At 65.7% G+C, this 17,405-nt stretch carries 13 protein-coding genes and 1 pseudogene; 6 read left to right on the top strand and 8 right to left on the bottom strand.

Annotated features, from left to right (window positions below; all coding sequences use genetic code 11):
* Nucleotides 1–2: 2 nt before the first annotated feature.
* Entirely contained in the window at nt 3–632 is a 630-nt protein-coding gene (gene folE, locus NDB2M1_RS06760) for a GTP cyclohydrolase I FolE (RefSeq protein ID WP_072380717.1), read from the bottom strand.
* A 46-nt stretch (nt 633–678) separates the two neighbouring features.
* The gene (locus tag NDB2M1_RS06755; RefSeq protein WP_072380715.1) at nt 679–990 is read right to left on the bottom strand and encodes an FtsB family cell division protein; all 312 of its coding nucleotides are present in this window, start codon (nt 988–990) and stop codon (nt 679–681) included.
* A 166-nt stretch (nt 991–1,156) separates the two neighbouring features.
* Here NDB2M1_RS06755 and NDB2M1_RS06750 point away from each other — a divergent pair, with 166 nt between their 5' ends.
* A complete protein-coding gene (locus NDB2M1_RS06750) occupies nt 1,157–1,612 on the top strand; it encodes a PaaI family thioesterase (RefSeq protein ID WP_072380713.1) in 456 nt (151 codons plus the stop codon).
* Nucleotides 1,613–1,647: 35 nt separating this feature from the next.
* Here NDB2M1_RS06750 and NDB2M1_RS06745 read toward each other — a convergent pair whose 3' ends face one another.
* Entirely contained in the window at nt 1,648–1,944 is a 297-nt protein-coding gene (locus tag NDB2M1_RS06745; RefSeq protein WP_054123699.1) for a hypothetical protein, read from the bottom strand.
* 167 nt (nt 1,945–2,111) lie between these two features.
* On the opposite strand from NDB2M1_RS06745, the pseudogene NDB2M1_RS06740 reads away from it, so the two are divergent.
* Nucleotides 2,112–3,821: pseudogene (locus tag NDB2M1_RS06740) on the top strand (cation:proton antiporter); the annotation flags it as partial.
* Nucleotides 3,813–4,379 carry a MarR family winged helix-turn-helix transcriptional regulator gene (locus NDB2M1_RS23075; RefSeq protein WP_371328191.1) on the top strand — a complete coding sequence of 189 codons (567 nt, stop codon included), beginning with the start codon at nt 3,813–3,815 and terminating at the stop codon, nt 4,377–4,379. The pseudogene NDB2M1_RS06740 and the gene NDB2M1_RS23075, both read left to right, overlap by 9 nt.
* On the opposite strand, the gene NDB2M1_RS06730 is transcribed toward NDB2M1_RS23075, so the two are convergent.
* The 3 genes from NDB2M1_RS06730 to NDB2M1_RS06720 all read right to left on the bottom strand — a co-directional run bounded on the left by NDB2M1_RS06730 (nt 4,376) and on the right by NDB2M1_RS06720 (nt 6,970).
* The gene (locus NDB2M1_RS06730) at nt 4,376–4,981 is read right to left on the bottom strand and encodes a GNAT family N-acetyltransferase (protein WP_072380711.1); all 606 of its coding nucleotides are present in this window, start codon (nt 4,979–4,981) and stop codon (nt 4,376–4,378) included. The two genes, NDB2M1_RS23075 and NDB2M1_RS06730, sit on opposite strands and share 4 nt — an antisense overlap.
* The gene (locus tag NDB2M1_RS06725; protein WP_083554698.1) at nt 4,978–6,099 is read right to left on the bottom strand and encodes a pyridoxal phosphate-dependent decarboxylase family protein; all 1,122 of its coding nucleotides are present in this window, start codon (nt 6,097–6,099) and stop codon (nt 4,978–4,980) included. The genes NDB2M1_RS06730 and NDB2M1_RS06725 overlap by 4 nt, the downstream gene beginning before the upstream one ends.
* A gap of 97 nt (nt 6,100–6,196) precedes the next feature.
* Complete coding sequence (locus tag NDB2M1_RS06720) at nt 6,197–6,970, bottom strand: DUF1223 domain-containing protein (RefSeq protein ID WP_072380709.1); 774 nt, start codon at nt 6,968–6,970, stop codon at nt 6,197–6,199.
* 148 nt (nt 6,971–7,118) lie between these two features.
* Here NDB2M1_RS06720 and NDB2M1_RS06715 point away from each other — a divergent pair, with 148 nt between their 5' ends.
* A complete protein-coding gene (locus tag NDB2M1_RS06715; RefSeq protein WP_072380707.1) occupies nt 7,119–9,125 on the top strand; it encodes a TonB-dependent receptor plug domain-containing protein in 2,007 nt (668 codons plus the stop codon).
* A 369-nt stretch (nt 9,126–9,494) separates the two neighbouring features.
* A complete protein-coding gene (locus tag NDB2M1_RS06710) occupies nt 9,495–10,619 on the top strand; it encodes a TIR domain-containing protein (RefSeq protein ID WP_072380705.1) in 1,125 nt (374 codons plus the stop codon).
* A gap of 195 nt (nt 10,620–10,814) precedes the next feature.
* Here the strand turns inward: NDB2M1_RS06710 and NDB2M1_RS06705 are convergent, their stop codons facing one another.
* Nucleotides 10,815–11,687, bottom strand: coding sequence for a hypothetical protein (locus NDB2M1_RS06705; RefSeq protein WP_072380703.1), 873 nt, complete (start codon nt 11,685–11,687; stop codon nt 10,815–10,817).
* Between the two features lie 208 nt (nt 11,688–11,895).
* Nucleotides 11,896–13,950, bottom strand: a complete 2,055-nt coding sequence (locus NDB2M1_RS06700; protein WP_072380701.1) for a tetratricopeptide repeat-containing sulfotransferase family protein — start codon at nt 13,948–13,950, stop codon at nt 11,896–11,898.
* A 388-nt stretch (nt 13,951–14,338) separates the two neighbouring features.
* On the opposite strand from NDB2M1_RS06700, the gene NDB2M1_RS06695 reads away from it, so the two are divergent.
* Nucleotides 14,339–17,092: a TonB-dependent receptor gene (locus tag NDB2M1_RS06695; RefSeq protein WP_171955333.1), complete on the top strand. Its 2,754-nt coding sequence runs from the start codon at nt 14,339–14,341 to the stop codon at nt 17,090–17,092.
* Nucleotides 17,093–17,405 lie beyond the last annotated feature (313 nt).

Here is a 17,405-nt window from a genome sequence, read left to right as displayed (position 1 = left end):
CATCAATAGCCCATCAGGCTGAGCACTTCCTTGCGGCTGCGATTGTCCTCGAGGAACGTGCCCATCAGCCGGCTCGTCACCATGCCGACGCCCGGCGTGCGCACCCCGCGCCCGGTCATGCAGCCGTGCTGTGCCTCGATCACCACCGCCACGCCGTGCGGCTTGAGGTTGTCCCAGATGCAGGTGGCGACTTCCGCGGTCAGCCGCTCCTGGATCTGCAGCCGCCGCGCATAGGCGTTGAGCACGCGCGCGAGCTTGGAAATCCCCACCACCTTGTGCCGCGGCAGATAGGCGATCGCCGCTTTGCCGATGATCGGCGCCATGTGGTGCTCGCAGTGCGACTGGAACGGGATGTCCTTCAGCAGCACAAGCTCGTTGTAGCCGCCGACTTCCTCGAACTGGCGCGCGAGGTGCGAAGCGGGGTCCTCGCCATAGCCCTGGCAATATTCCTTCCACGCCCGCGCCACGCGGCGCGGCGTATCGAGCAGGCCCTCGCGCTCCGGATCATCGCCCGACCAGCGGATCAGCGTGCGGATCGCGTCCTGCACATGCTCGGGAACGATGATCTTGCCGTCCCCGCCAAGTTCGTCTTCGCCGAAGTCGTCGTCATCGTGCCCGTGGTGGACGGTCATGGTAAGCGGAGCTCCGTAAGGATCGCGTGTCCGATGCCGCGCGGCATCACTTGCGCTGGATGACGATCTCGTCCGGATGCGCCACATTGAGATCGGACCGCAGCAGTTCGCCGACCAGATCGGGATCGGCATGGTGCGGATCAAGCAGCGCGACACGGTTGCGCAGCCGGTCGCGCTCGGCCAGAAGCTGTTTCACCTCTGCCTGCCGCTGCTCGAGCAGCCGCGCATTCTCGGTCCAGGCGAGCACGCCGCTCGGCCCCGCCAGCGCCACTGCGCCAAGCAGCAGCAACGCAACGAGCGCAAAGCTCTGCGCCATGCTCTCGCGAGGCAGCTTGAGGGATGACCGGCGGCGTTTCATCAAAACGACAGAATCACACTTGCCCCGCCGATACAACCGGAAAAGTGCAATTTTGGTACAGGATGTTTACGAGGTGCGCTGTTCCGCAGGCTTGACGCGGGTGCCTTCCCGCGGCCCGCATCCTGTTCTAGGGCATCCGCAAACGCGAGAGAGACGAGCCAAAAGCATGACGACCGACACGCCGCCCTTCACCGGCAAACTCGAACCTGCTGCCGATCCGGAGTGGGCGGGCTGGTATCACTGGTCGGGCGCCGATCCGTTCGAGGACGATGTCGGCCCGTTCTACGTGCGCCGCGACGAACAGGGTCTGGTCACCGGGTTCCGCCCGCGCGCGAAGAACTGCAACGCACACGGCAGCATCCACGGCGGCTGCCTGATGACCTTCGGCGATTTTTCGTTGTTCATGATCGCAAGCGCCACCGGCGAAGAAATGAGCGGCGTCACCGTCACGTTCAATTCGGAGTTTGTCGGCCCAGCCCGCGCCGGGCAATTGCTCGAAGCGCGCGGGGAAGTGATCCGCGCCGGCTACAGCCTCGTCTTCGCGCGCGGCCTGATCACGGCTGACGGCGAGCCGGCGATGGCCTTCTCCGGCACGTTCAAGCGCGTTCGCACGCGGGCTTGAGGCTTGGGGGAGGAACGCCCTCCCCCGCACGCAATTCAGATGCGCTTGCCCGTCATCGGGAAGCTGCCGAACATGCCGGCCGTCACCGTGCCGTTCAGCGAATCCCCATCAATCGTCGCGGTGCAATCGAGCTTCATCGGCATCGGCACGGTGATATTGCTCGACCAGCTGATCGTGTTTCCATCGACCGTCCCGCCGGTGATTTCCATGTTGCCCATCGGCCCCGAATTGCTGCCGCTGAAGCTGGCGCCATCCACCTCGACAGTCAGGATCGAGGTCTGATCACCCATCGGCGAACGGGTCACGCATTCATACTTGCCGGCAACGGACATGGAACTCTCCCTTTGTGGTTCGAGCGGGAAGGAACCATGCTGTCTACACTGGTGTCAATAGGATTGATCCGCCTTGGCGGTTACCGAGCACGGTTGACCTCGGCGGCGCGAGGCCCGACAACCGTGACGTGACCCCCCAAGTATCTGGCCCCCATCCCGCCTCCATCATGCACGACGGCTTCCTGCTGCTCGGCTTCGCGCTGGCCTTCGTGCTGCTGTTCCGCCGCCTCGGCCTCGGCGCGACCCTGGGTTATCTCATTGCCGGCGCCGTGCTCGGCCCCTTCGTGCTCGGCATGGTCGGCGATGCGGAGCAGAAGCTAGGCTTTGCCGAACTCGGCATCACGCTGCTGCTGTTCCTTGTCGGGCTGGAACTCGATCCCAGCAAGCTGTGGAAGATGAAGCGCGACATTCTCGGCTTCGGCCTGCTGCAGGTCACGATCTCCGGCCTCGCCCTCGCGGGCGCGATCTTGCTGACGACGAACTTCTCGCCCGCCGCCGCGCTGGCACTGGGCCTGCCGCTCGCGCTGTCCTCCACCGCGCAGGTGCTGCCGATGCTGCAGTCCTCCGGCCGCCTCAAGACCCGCTTCGGTGAGCGTGCGTTCTCGATCCTGCTGTTTCAGGATCTCTCGATCATCCCGCTGATCACGATCATCGCCGCGCTCAGCCGCAATCCGGCGGACGTCGGCGGCCCGCCGGGCTGGCTGCTCGCGCTGGAAACGGTCGGGGCGATTGCCGGGCTGGTTGCTGCCGGGCGTTTCCTCATCCGCCCGCTGTTCCGCCTGATCGGCAATCTCGGCGAGCGCGAGATGTTCATCGTCGCCGCGCTGTTCACTGTCATGGCCGCAGGAGCCGTGATGGAATTCCTCGGCCTCTCGACTGCCCTCGGCGCCTTCATCGCGGGCGTCATGCTGGCCGACAGCCCCTACCGCCACGAACTCGAAGCCGATGTCGAACCGTTCCGCTCGATCCTGCTCGGCCTCTTCTTCCTCTCGGTCGGCATGCTGCTCGATCTAGGCGCGATCGCCCGCGATCCGGTTTTCGTCATCTCGATGGCGCTCATGCTGATCACGGTGAAGGCCGCGGTCATGTTCGCCCTCGCGCGGCTGTTCGGCGTGCCATGGCGCGGCGCGCTGGCGCTCGGCCTGCTGCTCAGCCAGGGCGGTGAGTTCGGCTTCGTGCTGTTCGCGCAGGCGAGCCACGCCCTCCTCATTGCACCCGAGGCCGCCAGCCTGTTCGGCGCAGTGGTCACGCTCTCGATGGCGACCACCCCGTTCCTGATGATGGCCACCCGCCGCTTCCGCGCCGATCCCAAGGCCGCCCCGCAGGGGACGCGCGAAGGGCCGAGCAACGACGGCGCCAATGCCCTCATCGTCGGCTATGGCCGCTTCGGGCAGGCCGTCGGCCAAGTCCTGCAGGCCGCCGGCATCAGCGTCACCCTGATCGACACCGATGTCGAGATGATCGACGTCGCGGGCACGTTCGGCGCCAAGGTCTATTTCGGCGACGGCACAAGGATCGACATGCTCCGGCAGGCCGGCGCGGCAGACGCCGAGATGATCCTGTTCTGCATCGACGGCGACCAGCTCGACACGCCGATGCTTGCCGCCGTCCACGAAGCCTTCCCGCGCGCCGCCGTCTATGTCCGCGCCTTCGATCGCCGCGCCGTCATCAAGCTGCGCGATGCCCCGGTCACGCTGGTGGTGCGCGAAACGCTCGAATCCGCCATCGCCATGGCCTCTGCCGCGCTCGACAATGCCGGGCTCAGCAACGAGGCGATCACCCGCGCCGAAGCCTTGTTCCGCCTGCGCGACACCACCCGGCTCGACCGCCAGCTCGAAACCGGCGACCCGCGCGCCGCGCGCGAGCAGATGCTTACCGGCCCCGAGCCGCAGGAGACCGGCGGGGAGCGGACCGTAAGTAGTTGCACTTGCATGGACTTTTCCATGCGAGTGCATCAACTTCCCCATGCAATTGCATGGAAAGCGCCGCCCGCCATGGTCATGCCCGCCGCCACCACACTCCTCGCGTGGACCCGCCTGCTCCGCGCCGCTGACCTCGCCAGCCGGCACTGCGCCGATACCTTGCGCAAGCTCGGCCTGCCGCCGCCCGAGTGGTATGATGTCTTGCTCGCGCTCGAGCGCGGCGGTGCCCGGCGTCCGCGGGATCTGCAGGCAGCCCTCGGGCTCGAGCAATATGCCCTGTCGCGCCTGCTCGACCGCATGGTGAAGGCGGGCCTCCTCGAACGCACCCCCTGCCCCGATGACGCCCGCGGCCACACCCTCAAGCTGACGATCGAAGGCCTCGCCATGCGCGCCGCCATGTGGCCGGTCTATGCCGAAGCGATCGAGGAAGCGTTCGGCGCCCGCGTCGGAGAGGAAGACCGCGCCGCGCTGGCCCGGCTGCTTGCGCCGCTGGCCGAACCCGCCAGCGCCTAATCAGCACCGATGCCGGGCCAGAGAAACCGCTGATAGGTCCGCCCAGCCATCTCGACATCATCGGCATGGCGCACGCCGAACTTGAGCGCGACCGAACGCGAGGCCACGTTATCCGGGTGGATCACCGACATGATCGCAGGATGATCAAGCTGGCTGCGCGCATAGTTCGAAACCGCCCGCGCCGCTTCACTGGCATAGCCCTGCCCCCAGTTCTCCCGCGCGAACGTATAGCCCAGCTCGGGCTGCATCTCAAAAGCGACGCCCTCCGGCACCTGCTTGCGGAAGAACCACATGCGCCGCAAGCGCCCCGGCTCCGGTTGCAGCTCCAGCACCCCGTCGCTGAGCCCAGAACGCCCGAGCCGCTTGCCATCGGCCTTGCGCGTCACGATCAGCGGCCCGAGGCTGGCGATGGCATAGCTCTCCAGCACATCGGCAAACCACTGCTCGGTCTCGGCGGGCGTGCGCGCATTCCCCGTCCCGAGATAGCGCGCCACCACCGGATCGGCATGCACCCCGATCATGAACGCAAGGTCGCGCTCGTCCATCCGGCGCAGCAGCAGCCGTTCGGTCTCGATATGGTCGGTGCCGGGAAGCAGGGTCATGGCGCAGTCCCCATAGCCAGCGCCGCGTCGATGCGCGACCAGATCGCATCGACCTCGGCGTGGGGATTGGCCGCGACCTGCCGCACCCAGAGGCCTTCGCCGATCGTGAAGGCCGAACTCGTGCCCTCCAGCGCGGCGATGACGGCCGCCGGATCCGCCTGAACAGGCCGCCAGTTGAGCACGCCGCTCTCCGGCGCCTGCTTCACTTCGGTGCGCGGATCGGCGTCCAGACGCTGCGCCAGGTCCTCCGCGATTGCCATGCAGCGCTCGATCCGCTCGGCAAGCCCCGCCTGCCCCCACGCGAGCAGCGTCGCCAGCAGTGGCAGCGCCGCCGCGCTGCGCGTCCCCTCCACCCCGCTGTTCGGCCGGGCGAGGTAGGACGAAGTGAACGTGATCAATGCCTTTGCATCGACATTGCGAAACAGCGCCAGCGCCGCGCCCTTGGGCTGGAAGAACCACTTGTGCGCGGAGATCGCGATGCTGTCCGCCGCCGCGATCCCGGCGAGCCGGTCGCGGTACTTTGTGAACTGCAAGGGACCCGCCCACGCGGCATCGACATGCAGCCATTTGGCCGGCAGCGGCGAGAGCTCGTCGATCGCGCCGCGCCCCGTGGTTCCGGCGGTGAGCACAAGCGCGGCATCCGCGAGATCCGGCAGCGCGTCCCGGATCAGCTTGCCCTCTTCGCCCACCGGCACCGCGTGGTAGTCCATGCCCAGAATGCGCGCCGCCTTGGGCACCGAGATATGCGCTTCCGCCGACGCGACGACCTTTCGCGCACCGGCCTCGCGCGCCGCCCACAGCGCGGTGAGATTGGCCAGCGTCGATCCGCTGCAGAACTGGCCCCACGCCATGCCGTAGGTCGGCACGATCCAGCCCAGCACCAGCGCTTCGGCCTGCGTCGCGAACGGGCTTGTCGCCGGGTGCAGCAGGTTCTGGTTCGCCTGCGCGACGAGGTAGGCCATCCGCGCCGCGACCTCCGCCGAGGGCGGATCCATATGCGCCAGCACATCGGGCGCGGCAAGATCGGCACGGCGGTCCATCGCTGCCCCGCCAAGCAGCGCAAGGGCCGCCTCCTCGCCGATCCCGATTGGCGGAAGGGTCTGGGGAAGATCGATCATGGCCTGCCTCGCTGCGGTCAAGGCATGAACCTGCCTCAGCCGCCCGGCCTCGGGCAGGCACAATTCCTTGGCCTATCAGTAGCGAGGCTTGGCGACCCTACCGCGCGTCGGTCCCCGCGCTCAGCACCGCGCCGCCGCGGCCGTCCTGCAGGAACACCGCATTGCGCAAGCCCCCGCTCGCGGGCGCATAGGCGAAGCGCGCCGCGCCGCCGTTCCACGTGCCGAGCTTGGTCAGCTCGCGCACCAGATTCTTGTGCGGCAAGGTGCGCCCGCCGTTCTCGCCCGCCTTGATCGGCACATCGATCGTGCGCGGATCATAGCGGACCAGCCACACATCGGCCGGGCGGGCAGGCGCCGCGCCCTTGCCGATCGAAACGCTGTCCGCACCCACGCTCGGCACCGGCGCCGACGAACGCGCCGCAGCAATCGCCGCTTCCACCCCGCGCGGATTGGCGCCGACAACAGTTTGCGAACCATTGATCCAGAACTGCGGCGTGGCGACTTCGTGGCTTGCCGAACGCGCCGCGAAATCGCGCTGGCGCTGGGTATAGGCGGGGCTGGCGAACTTGTCCTTCCAGCCCAGGTAATCCCAGTAAGTCACCTCGAACGCGAGCGGGATCACATTGGCGCGCCCCGCAATGCCGTTGAGATAGGCCTCGGCGGGCGGGCAGCTGGAGCAGCCCTCGCTCTGGTACAGCTCGACCAGCACCGGCGCGGCGGGCGTCGCGGCGGCAACCGCGCGCGGCGCCGCCGCGGCATTGGCCTGGGCGTCAATGGTCATGAATTGGCCGGCCAGCAGCGCCGAACCGGCAAGGCCCAGCGGCAGGGCAATCGCCGCAAGGCGGCGGAGGGAAGAAGGCGAGCGCGACATCGAAGGGCTTTCTTGGTGCTTTGGTACGCCAGCCAGTTCGCGCGCCGCCTTTCACCGGTTACAACGCCTGCCCGGCCGCCCCCTTGACAGGGGGGCACGCCGCGGCAACGGCCAGCCCCGCCCTATCCGAACGAAAGCCAATCGCACCGTGCACCGCCGTCTTCGCCAAACCGCCCTGATCGCCTTGCTCGCCGGTGCTTCCCTGCCTTCGCTCGCCCGCGCCGACGAAGCCGCGCCGGACCAGATCGTCGTCACCGGACGCGGCCTCGATGCCGCCCCCGCTGCCGTGGCTTACGACGTGCAGGATATCGACGCGGACCGCCTCGCCGTCGCCGCCTCGGGCCGCCTCGAAGATGCGCTCTCCGCCGCCGCCGGCTTCCAGCAGTTCCGCCGCTCGGACAGCCGCGCCTCCAACCCCTCCGCCCAAGGCATCACCCTGCGCTCGCTCGGGGGCAATGCCACGAGCCGCACCGTGCTGCTGCTCGACGGCGTGCCGATGGCCGATCCCTTCTTCGGCTATGTCCCGCTCTCCGCCCTCGCGCCCGAACGCCTCGCATCCGCCCGCGTCACGCGCGGCGGCGGCTCGGGCGCGTTCGGAGCGGGCGCGGTCGCGGGCACGATCGACCTCACCAGCGCCGGCCCCGATCAGCTCGGCTTGCTGAACGGCCGCGCCCTCGTCGATGATCGCGGCGAGACCGAACTCTCCGCCACCCTCGCCCCCAGGCTCGGCGCGGGCTATCTCGTCGCCTCTGGCCGCTGGGACCGCGGACAGGGCTTCTGGACCACCCCCGCCGACCAGCGCGTCCCCGCCAGCGTCCGCGCCCGCTATGAAAGCTGGTCCGCGTCGTTGCGCGCCGTCGCCCCGCTCACCAGCGACATCGAACTGCAGGCCCGCGTCGCCGCCTTCAACGATGCCCGCACCTTGCGCTTTGCCGGTGCCGAGACCGCCGCCAGCGGGCAGGACGCCAGCCTCCGCCTCGTCGGCCGCGGCGCGTGGCAGTTCGATGCACTGGCCTATGTCCAGAGCCGCGATTTCAACAACGTCGTGATCAGCGCGCGCACCTTTCTCCCCACGCTCGACCAGCGCGCCACGCCCTCCACCGGCATCGGCGGCAAGCTCGAACTGCGCCCGCCCCTCGGCAAGGCCCACGTCCTGCGCTTCGGCGCCGACTGGCGCTATGCCGAAGGGCAAACGCAGGAAGACGTCTACACCGCCGGCCGCATCTCGGGCCAGCGCCGCGCCGGCGGCACCAACCGCGATCTCGGCCTGTTCATCGAGGACGACTGGACGCTCGGCCCGGTGATCCTCACCGCCGGCGCCCGCGCCGACCGCTGGTCCAACCGCAGCGGCCTGTTCGAACAGACGCCCCGCGGCGGCACGACCACGACCACGCTCTATCCCGACCGCGCAGGCTGGACCGGCAGCTTCCGCGGCGGCGCGGTGGTGGCGCTCGGCGGCGGCGTCTCGCTGCGCGGATCGGCCTATTCCGGCCTCCGCCAGCCCACGCTCAACGAACTCTACCGCTCGTTCACCGTCTTCCCCATCGTAACCCGCGCCAATCCCGCGCTGGAGAACGAACGCCTGCGCGGCTTCGAAGGCGGGATCGACTGGCGCCCCGCGCCGGGCCTCAGCGTCTCGGCCACCGCCTTCGACAACAAGGTGCGCCACGCCATCGCCAACGTCACCATCGCGCCCAACCTGCGCCAGCGGCAGAATGTCGATGCCGTCCACGCCAGGGGCATCGAACTCGGCGCCGAAGCCAAGCTGGGCGCCTTCTCGCTCAGCGGCTCCTTCGCCTATACCGACGCCAAGGTCGAAGCCCCCGGCACCGCGCTAGACGGCAAGCGCCCCGCCCAGACCCCGCGTTACGCCGCCAGCGCCACCGCCGCCTGGCGCCCCACGCCCCGCACCACCCTCGCCCTCACCCTGCGCCACACCGGCGCGCAATATGAGGACGACCTCGAAACCGACATCCTCCCCCCCGCCACCACGCTCGACGCCTACGCCGAAATGCACATCATCGGCCCCTTCAGCCTCGTCCTGCGCGGCGAGAACCTGTCGGGCGAACTGGTGGTGACCCGCAATTCCGGCGGCTCGATCGACCTCGGCACCCCACGCACGATCTGGGGCGGGGTGAAGGTGGCGTTTCGGTAGGGGGATTGGGGGGGCGGCCGCTGTCGACCAGAATGCGTCGTTCGCCGGTGGCGGCCCCAACGTCGCAATCTGACAAGAGCGGTCTTTCAGCCTGCATCAGGCTGTCTGGCGGGTTGCTGAATTGTTGCCCTTACTATCACCTGATATATTTTTCGAAAGCTGCCTTCGAATCATCACTCTGTCGGTTCATCGGCCTGGCCGATCGCCTGCGACTTTGCTTGTCATTTCCTTCGATCGCCTAGTGGTGAAGCGGTGATTTTAGAAGACTGCCTTGGCGCTTTTCACTTCGCAGATTATTCAACGACAAGGGGTACGTATTTGGCCCATTGAACTGACTGCATTTGTTCGAACGTGGATTGGAGTGCAAGCATGACGGCGGCCCAGGAGCTTTTCGCCCTTTCTGATCGATTGGATGAGGCCAGCCGCTCTCCTGATCTTGAGGCGGCAGGGCCAGCGCTTGAGCGGCTGGATGAATGCGCTGTTGCTGTTGGGCGGGCATTCTCAGGCTCTTGGCTGGGATATCATGCGAGGGTCTACTACGCTGGCTTAAAGGCTCCCCCGCCCGGTGCGCATTTCAGCCAGGAATGGGGCCTCATGGACATGTCATTTACCTCTCTGGGCAGCGTTGGCGAGTGGCGCGAATTTCAGAGCGAAGCCATCCTAGATCACATACGAACCCAGGCCGGAAACCCAGACTTGGCTGCCGTTGCGGCACGCTCTGAGCTCGCTGGGGAACTTTTTCAGGAATGCACCTCTGAAATGCGGTCAATACTGCTGACGGAAAACACCGGTGGTCACGACACGTACTTGTCCAAGCTCCTCACCGACCTTGAGGATTTGCAACTGCTTACTCCAAGTGAAATTTTGGATCATTGGTGTCCTAAGGGCCAGAAAATGACCCGAGATACCATAGTGCTCGGCCAAGGGATGCAAGTTCCGCCACACATGATAATAAAGGCCGAAAGCCAATCTATTCGCCAGTCATTCGTTGTATGTGCGGCTGCTGCCAAAATAGCCCGACAAGCTGCGTCTCACGTACAGCGAAAGTCACGCCAAGAAGTGCGCGACGCTCGTATAGGAACGAGCGTCTTCATTGGACACGGTAGATCACCGCTATGGCGAGAGCTCAAAGACTTCATCCAGGATCGCTTGCAACTCCCGTGGGACGAATTCAACCGGGTACCGGTGGCTGGCGTCACCAATCAGGCCCGGTTGGTGGAGATGCTGGAATCCGCCGCCGTTGCGTTCATGATTATGACGGCGGAGGACGAAACTGCGGAGGGCGGCATGCAGGCCCGGATGAATGTTATTCACGAGGTCGGCCTATTTCAGGGACGCCTCGGGTTTACTAAAGCGATTGTGGTACTGGAAGAAGGCTGCAATGAATTCAGCAACATTCAGGGGTTGGGGCAAATTCGCTTTCCGGCTGGGAACATTGGCGCCTGTTTCGAGGAAGTTAGGTCGGTCTTAGAGCGCGAGGGTTTGCTAGGCTAAATACGTCAACCAAATCTAATGCTGCTGACACCCCGCCGCTTAAATTGGAGGTGTTTTTTGCACAGGGGCCGTTCGGCGCACCGCTGTCAGCAGTGATCGATTCATCAAAGCGCTTGGCTAAGATCCACCTACACACTGGGGAGCATAGGCGGCGATCACGTTGAAGCGGATGAGCGAGATCAAATTCATGTCAAGTCAATCGGCCCAAGGCAGCGTGGTTGTCTTCAGGAAGTCCTGGCGCTGCTCGATTAGGTCTGCGGACAAGGCCGCGAGGGGATCGACCACATCCGCGAGGAAGCTTTCTAAGGCCTGCTGCCGCACGAACGTCACCATGAACGATCCTGACAGTTTGCCGGATTTGAGCTCGCGCTGGAACGAGACGTGGTCGACAGAGATCGGGGAGGGCTGTTCGGCCGTGGCATCGATGAGGAACAGATCGCCCGAGGTCACGACCAGCGGGAAGAATAGCCAAGTGTAGCGCCACTCATCCGGGCGCGAAGACTGCGGCACCGCCTTACGCCGCGCATTTAGCGCCTTTGCCATCGGATAGAAGATTGCATCGTATAGACCGCCGTGATTGGCATGCCAGCCACTACCCTTGCGGTCGATCCGGCAGAACTGCACCGCCTTCCATGGGCGCACGTGCGCTTCGAACACTTGGTCGAAGCCGAGATGGTGGAATGCACTGACCTGGCGGGTCATGCCTTTGCCGGGCCCGAGTTCTTTCTTCATCTCGTAACGGTAGGGAAATAGGAACTCCTCAGGGGAATGGTGGCGGTCCGCTGCGTTCTTTGGCCGGGCGATGAACACGAATGGGTTCGCGCTGTTCTTGCACTCAACCAGAAGCTCGACAAAAGCGGCAAGCTTGGCCACCTCGTCGAACGAGGTGCGCTTCACCGCGACGACGTCGATTTCGCGCGACTTGCTCTCCTCAGGGTCCTCGAAGGCGACATTGGTGCGCACGTAGAGTCCGCGCTGCTCAAGCTGGGTAGCGACCTCCTGCTCTAAGAGATAGCCCGAATCATTGATCGCAGCCATGATTTCGTCGTTGCTTGGTCCCGCGGCCATGCCATTCCTTTACCCTAACCGTCCGCGCTCGGCGGGAAGGCATCTTTCTGCCATGAGATCGCGCCCGCGTCATTCATCGTTCGCACCGCTAATCACCATTGTTGCATCTGGCTGGCGCGGCCGACAGGGAGATCTACTAATGGCCGGTGTCAGCGTAACCGGACGTTCCCAATCGCAGCGTCAATCGGCGGAATTGTCCCACCCCCCCTCACCACCCCATCGGCACCTCCGGATAACACACCGCCACATCCCCCAGCGCTTCCTCCAGAGGGCCGAGCCACGGCGCGAAGGCCTTCCAGTGCTCCACTGCATCGGTGTAGATCGGCCGCCGCACCTGCTCCGAACTCGCGGTGCGCACCGCGCGGGTGTTGCGGTGGAACTCTAGGCAACTCTCCTCGAACGGCAGCCCCAGATAAGCGAGCAGCGCCCGCGTCTCCGCCTCCTGATCCGCCACCATCCGCTCGTAGATCACCCGGTGCACCGCCCCCGGCGCCGCCGCGTCGTAATGCGCCATCAGCCGCACATAATCGCGGTAGTACCGCCCGATCTCGGTCAGATCGTAGGTAAACGTCTGCCCCCGCGCGAAATGCTGTTTCCAGCCCGAAAAGCAGCACGACATCGGATGCCGCCGCGCGTCGACGATCTTCGCATTCGGCAGGATCAGCTTGATCAGCCCGACATGCTGCCAGTTGTTGGGCATCTTGTCGGTAAAGCGCGGGCGCCCCGTCTTGCGATGGACCCGCGTCTTCTCGATGTATTCCTCGCCGAGCCGCAGCCGGTCGCCCGCCGTCAGCGAGCGCACCATCGCCGCGAAATCGGCAAATTCGCCCTCGTCCACCCGCGATTGCAAGCGCGCGGCGATGGTCATCATTTCCGATAGCTCCATCGTCCCTTCGATGGCGCTGTGGCTCGAAAGGATCTGCTCGACCAGCGTGGAGCCCGAGCGCGGCAGGCCGACGATGAAAATGGGGTCCGGCGCCGTGCACCCGCCCTCCCCCATCGCCGCGATGAACGGCGCGGAAAACGTCGCCGCCGCCGCCCCCGCCTCGGCGCTCAAGAGGTCCGCATCATAGCGGATCAGCGTCCGCCGCAGCCGGTTGCCCTTGTCGTAATGCGCAAAGGCCCGCGCGGCATCGCCCGCATCCTCGTAAGCCTTGCCGAGCGAGAAATGCAGATGGAACACATCCTCGTCACGCCCCGCCTCCCCCGCTAGCGCCGCCAGCGCCGCTTCCATAGCGGCCACGTCCTCGGCGCCCAGCTTCACTGTCTTGAGATTGGCAAGGCTCCACCACGCCTCCCCCAGCGTCGGCCGGCGCTCCACCGCCGCGCGGTAGGCCGCGATTGCCTCGCCCTGCTCGCCCAGCGTCTTGAGCACATGGCCCAGGTTCTGCCACAGCAGCGGCTGGTCGGGCTGTTCTTTCAACAAGTCCTCATAGATGCCCCGCGCCCGCTCCTGATCGCCGAGCCGGACGAGCACCGAGGCCAGCACCAGCTTCGCCGCCGAACCACCCACCGGGCTGCGCGCCAGCATCTCGGCATGGCCCAGCGCCTCGGGCAAACGGTTCACCTGCAGCAGCAGTCGCACCAAAAAATCCCGCGCCAGATCAAAGCCCGGCGCCAGCGCCACCGCCCGCTCCACAAGCCGCAGCGCCTCGGCCATGTCGCCGCGCCGCCAGTGGACTTCGCCCAGCATCCGCGTGCCGACAGGATCATCCGGCAGCCGCTTCGCGCGCGCGCGGAGCAAGGCTTCGGCCTCGTCCAACTTGCCGTCATGGATCGCCGCCGCCGCCTGCAGCAATTCCGGATCGCGCGAGGCGGCATGGACGGCGGAAAGGTCCGCACGCCACGCATCCTCCGCGCGCCCTGCCTTGCGCAGTTCGCTCGCCAGCAGGAACCACCCGCTCGCCACGCCCGGCTGCACCCGCGTCAGCGCCTCCAGCGCGTCGATCGCGGCCTCGGCGAGCCCTGCCGCGCTCGCCGCCTGCGCCTGTTCCCACAGCACCATCGCCGGTCGGCGCGCCCCGCCGGGGATCAGCGCAAGCCGCGCCGAGGCCTCCGCCGGCCGCCCAAGCCGCCGCAGCGCCTGCGCCGCAACGAACAGCGCGGGCGGCAAACCCGGCACCGCCCGCAAGGCGCGTTCGGCTTCTGCAAGTGCAAATTCGGGTTCGGTTTCAACACGTTCCGCCGCCACATCCAGCGCCGCGCGCAAGTCCGCCTGCGCGGACCGCGACCCTCTCGAAACGCCAGGATCTCCTATATCCATAGTTAGTGCCGCGACCTCGCCATGCCCCATCATGTGCAGCTTTTGTCACAGGTGCAACGGTCCAATGCGCAGCATGCTGCAATTGCGAAAATGGCTGTTGACTCTCAACTGCAATCTATCATCTTCCGCTTTGGACACGCGTCAAGGTATGGCGCCGGACAGGGGTTACATTTGAAACGATCACGCCGCGCTTCCCGCGCGGTCGGCCAGAGGTCGCTAAGCGGCCATGGCTCATGGGTTTTCCGTCACTGCAAATCTGCAGGGGGAACGCTCTGGTGGTGTCGCTGCCCACGCAGCGACTCGTGCGGCCTAAGGCCGGTTTGCAGGAACGGACACGAAGGAGCCTTTTGCGAATACCGAGTACCCAGAACAGGGAGCCTTACAGGTCATGACAGATAAATCCGGTCGCCGGTCGCAAGCGCTGAGGGCGCTGTGCCTTTCCACGATTCTCACCGGCATCGCCGCACCCTACGCCGCGTTCGCGCAGGAAGCCCCCGCGCCGCAGGCCACTCCGGCAGATGACACGGCCACCACCAATTCCACCGGCGGCTTCGACGAGATCATCGTCACCGCCACGCGCAAGGCCGAAAGCGTCCAGAAGGTTCCGATCGCGATCCAGGCCCTCTCGTCCGATTTCCTCGCCCAGCGCCAGGTCAAGGGCTTGCAGGATTATGCCGCCTTGCTCCCGTCGGTCTCGTTCGCCGGCATCGGGCCGGGCCGCAACGAAGTCTATTTCCGCGGCATCGTGCCCGCCGGCGGCGCCTATGCCTCGGTCGGCTACTATCTCGACGAAATCCCGATCACCGGCCAGGAAGTGCCCGATATCCAGGTCTATGACATGGAGCGGCTCGAGGCGCTTTCCGGTCCGCAAGGCACCCTGTTCGGCGCCGGTTCACTCGCGGGCGTGCTGCGCTTCATCACCGCCAAGCCCAAGATCGGCAAGTTCGAATTCGGGGCCGACAGCGAAGTCAACAAGTTTGGCAAGGGCGGCTACGGCGGCACGATCAAGTCGTACATCAACATTCCGGTGAGCGACCGCCTCGCGATCCGTGCGATGGGCTACTACCGCAAGGAAGGCGGCTACATCGACAATACCGACAACAAGGGCCAGTTCATCAGCGGCACGAGCGACAACCCGCTTCAGCCGGATCCGCGCCCTGCCGTGCTCAATCTCGGCGACGACAACCCGGCCACGTTCTTCAACCTCAGCAACGCGGCGATCGCCAAGAAGGACTACAACCCCGTCTACGAATACGGCGGCCGCCTCTCGATGCTCTGGGACGTTGCGGACGGCTGGGAAGTCACGCCGTCTGCCACCGCACAGCGCCAGATTTCCTACGGCTATTTCGGCTTTGACCCGCGCGTCGGCGATCTTCAGGTCCACGATTATGACCTGACGCGCAATGACGACAAGTGGGTGCAGGCCGCGCTCACCGTGCATGGCCACATCGGCGATTTCGATCTCGTCTCGGCGACCGGCTATTACTACCGCAACCGCAAGATCAACAACGACTACACCTACTACACTGTCACCTATGACAGCTTCGGCGCGGGCTACGAGAACTACCTGCAGTTCTTCGACAAGTCCGGCTGCACCGGATCGGGCGCATCCCTGCGCTGCACCACGCTGCTCAATCCGAACCAGTATTACCACACGGTCCAGCAGAACAAGAAGTTCACCCAGGAAGTGCGTCTCACCACGCCCAAGACCTGGCCGTTCGACGTGACCGTCGGCGCGTTCTACCAGCGCCAGAAGAACCAGACCGACAACAACTACGCCATCCGCGGCCTCGATCAGATCGTCGGCTATACGGAATCGGGCGGCGGCGACAACAATCCCGCCGGTTTCGGCATTCCGCAGGCTCAGGGCGGCACGATGATCCTCGGCACGCCTGCGGTGCGCGGCGATGCCTATTACCTCGAAGAATTCGATACGCTGTACCACGACACGGCGGTCTTCGCCGAAGCGCACTACAACATCCTGCCCAAGGTGAAGATCACCGGCGGCATCCGCTACTTCTGGACCGACTACCAGGTGGTCGGCTTCCAGGGGGTCGGCGCATCGGCGGCCATCGCACCGTCGATCTTCCTGCCAACCGGCGCGGTCGGCTGCCCGCTGCCGCTCACCGGCCCGCGCCTGCAGTGCCGCAACACCAACGCGCTCGATCCCGAAAGCATCGGCCGCTACAGCGAACAGGGCCAGACGCACAAGGTCGTGGTCGATTGGCAGTTCGCCGATCAGAAGCTGCTCTATTTCAACTACTCGACCGGCTTCCGTCCTGGTGGCTACAGCCGCCCGCTGCGCCTGCGCGCCACCGATACCCTGCCGCAGGCCGTGGTCGCCGCGCCGCCGTTCAAGTCCGAGACGCTGACCAACTTCGAGATCGGCTTCAAGGGCACGTTCAACAACGTGTTCCGCTTGAACGCCGCGATCTATCTCGAGAAGTGGAACAACATCCAGTACGGCCTCGTCATCCCCGGCGCGCAGGGCGCCGGCTACACCGGCAATGCGGGCAAGGCCGAAGTCAAGGGCATCGAGTACGACGCCGAACTCAAGCTCGGCAAGATGACTATCAGCTCTAGCGGTGCGTTCAACGATGGCAAGCTGAAGGGCAACTTCTGCAACTTCTTCGCCGATCGCATCAAGGGCACGATCTCGCAGCTGTCGTCATGCGCCCCTGCAGGCGAAGCGGGCAGCTACATCGACGTCAATGGCGACCTGTTCGACAATCCCGATGCCAGCAGCAACATCCTGACGCCGACCCTGGCGGCGAAGAATGGCACCCGGTTGCCGCGCCAGCCCAAGTTCAAGGGGACGACCACGATCCGCTACGATACCGACTTCGGATCGATGAAGGCCTACCTGCAGGGCGCGGCGCTTTACCAGACCGGTGCGACGCAGGATCTGAACGAGGCCAACAATGCGGCGCTGGGCAACACGGCCGGCTTCGTCAGCTTCGATTTCGGCGCCGGTCTCCGCAAGGACAACTGGACGGCGGATATCTTCATCCAGAATGCGTTCGACCGGCGCGGCGAGCTGACGCGCAACACGTTCTGCTCGATCGCGGTCTGCGCGGGCTCTTCCCGCACGTTCCCGATCCGCCCGCAGTTCTTCGGGCTCAAGCTGGGCTACCGCTACTGATCCGCGGATCGTGCCATTCGGCAAAAGTGAGCCCCTCGCGGTCCCGGCCGCGAGGGGTTTCTTTTCTGACCAGATACCCCCCGACAATTTGAGGGCCACGTCTTCAGTTCCCCTCCCGCATGCGGGAGGGGTTAGGGGTGGGCCAGCGACATCAGGGGTGCAGGCACCTGATCTCATCATGACCCCGCCACCCCGGACTGGGCTCCGTGGCAACGAAATCCCCCTCTGCCAACACCCTCGTCATTCCCGCGCAGGCGGGAATCCAGAGCGGCAAACGCAGCGCCAGCACCCCTGGATTCCCGCCTGCGCTGGA

The sequence above is a fragment of the Novosphingobium sp. NDB2Meth1 genome (assembly GCF_900117425.1).
In the GTDB taxonomy this organism is placed as follows: domain Bacteria; phylum Pseudomonadota; class Alphaproteobacteria; order Sphingomonadales; family Sphingomonadaceae; genus Novosphingobium.
This window is presented reverse-complemented; position numbering and strand designations above follow the sequence as displayed.

What these genes read in the sequence shown, in the direction of transcription:
- folE (WP_072380717.1), bottom strand. Translation starts at nt 632, where the DNA reads ATGACCGTCCACCACGGGCACGATGACGACGACTTCGGCGAAGACGAA.
- NDB2M1_RS06755 (WP_072380715.1), bottom strand. Translation starts at nt 990, where the DNA reads ATGAAACGCCGCCGGTCATCCCTCAAGCTGCCTCGCGAGAGCATGGCG.
- NDB2M1_RS06750 (WP_072380713.1), top strand. Translation starts at nt 1,157, where the DNA reads ATGACGACCGACACGCCGCCCTTCACCGGCAAACTCGAACCTGCTGCC.
- NDB2M1_RS06745 (WP_054123699.1), bottom strand. Translation starts at nt 1,944, where the DNA reads ATGTCCGTTGCCGGCAAGTATGAATGCGTGACCCGTTCGCCGATGGGT.
- NDB2M1_RS23075 (WP_371328191.1), top strand. Translation starts at nt 3,813, where the DNA reads ATGCTTACCGGCCCCGAGCCGCAGGAGACCGGCGGGGAGCGGACCGTA.
- NDB2M1_RS06730 (WP_072380711.1), bottom strand. Translation starts at nt 4,981, where the DNA reads ATGACCCTGCTTCCCGGCACCGACCATATCGAGACCGAACGGCTGCTG.
- NDB2M1_RS06725 (WP_083554698.1), bottom strand. Translation starts at nt 6,099, where the DNA reads ATGATCGATCTTCCCCAGACCCTTCCGCCAATCGGGATCGGCGAGGAG.
- NDB2M1_RS06720 (WP_072380709.1), bottom strand. Translation starts at nt 6,970, where the DNA reads ATGTCGCGCTCGCCTTCTTCCCTCCGCCGCCTTGCGGCGATTGCCCTG.
- NDB2M1_RS06710 (WP_072380705.1), top strand. Translation starts at nt 9,495, where the DNA reads ATGACGGCGGCCCAGGAGCTTTTCGCCCTTTCTGATCGATTGGATGAG.
- NDB2M1_RS06705 (WP_072380703.1), bottom strand. Translation starts at nt 11,687, where the DNA reads ATGGCCGCGGGACCAAGCAACGACGAAATCATGGCTGCGATCAATGAT.
- NDB2M1_RS06700 (WP_072380701.1), bottom strand. Translation starts at nt 13,950, where the DNA reads ATGGATATAGGAGATCCTGGCGTTTCGAGAGGGTCGCGGTCCGCGCAG.
- NDB2M1_RS06695 (WP_171955333.1), top strand. Translation starts at nt 14,339, where the DNA reads ATGACAGATAAATCCGGTCGCCGGTCGCAAGCGCTGAGGGCGCTGTGC.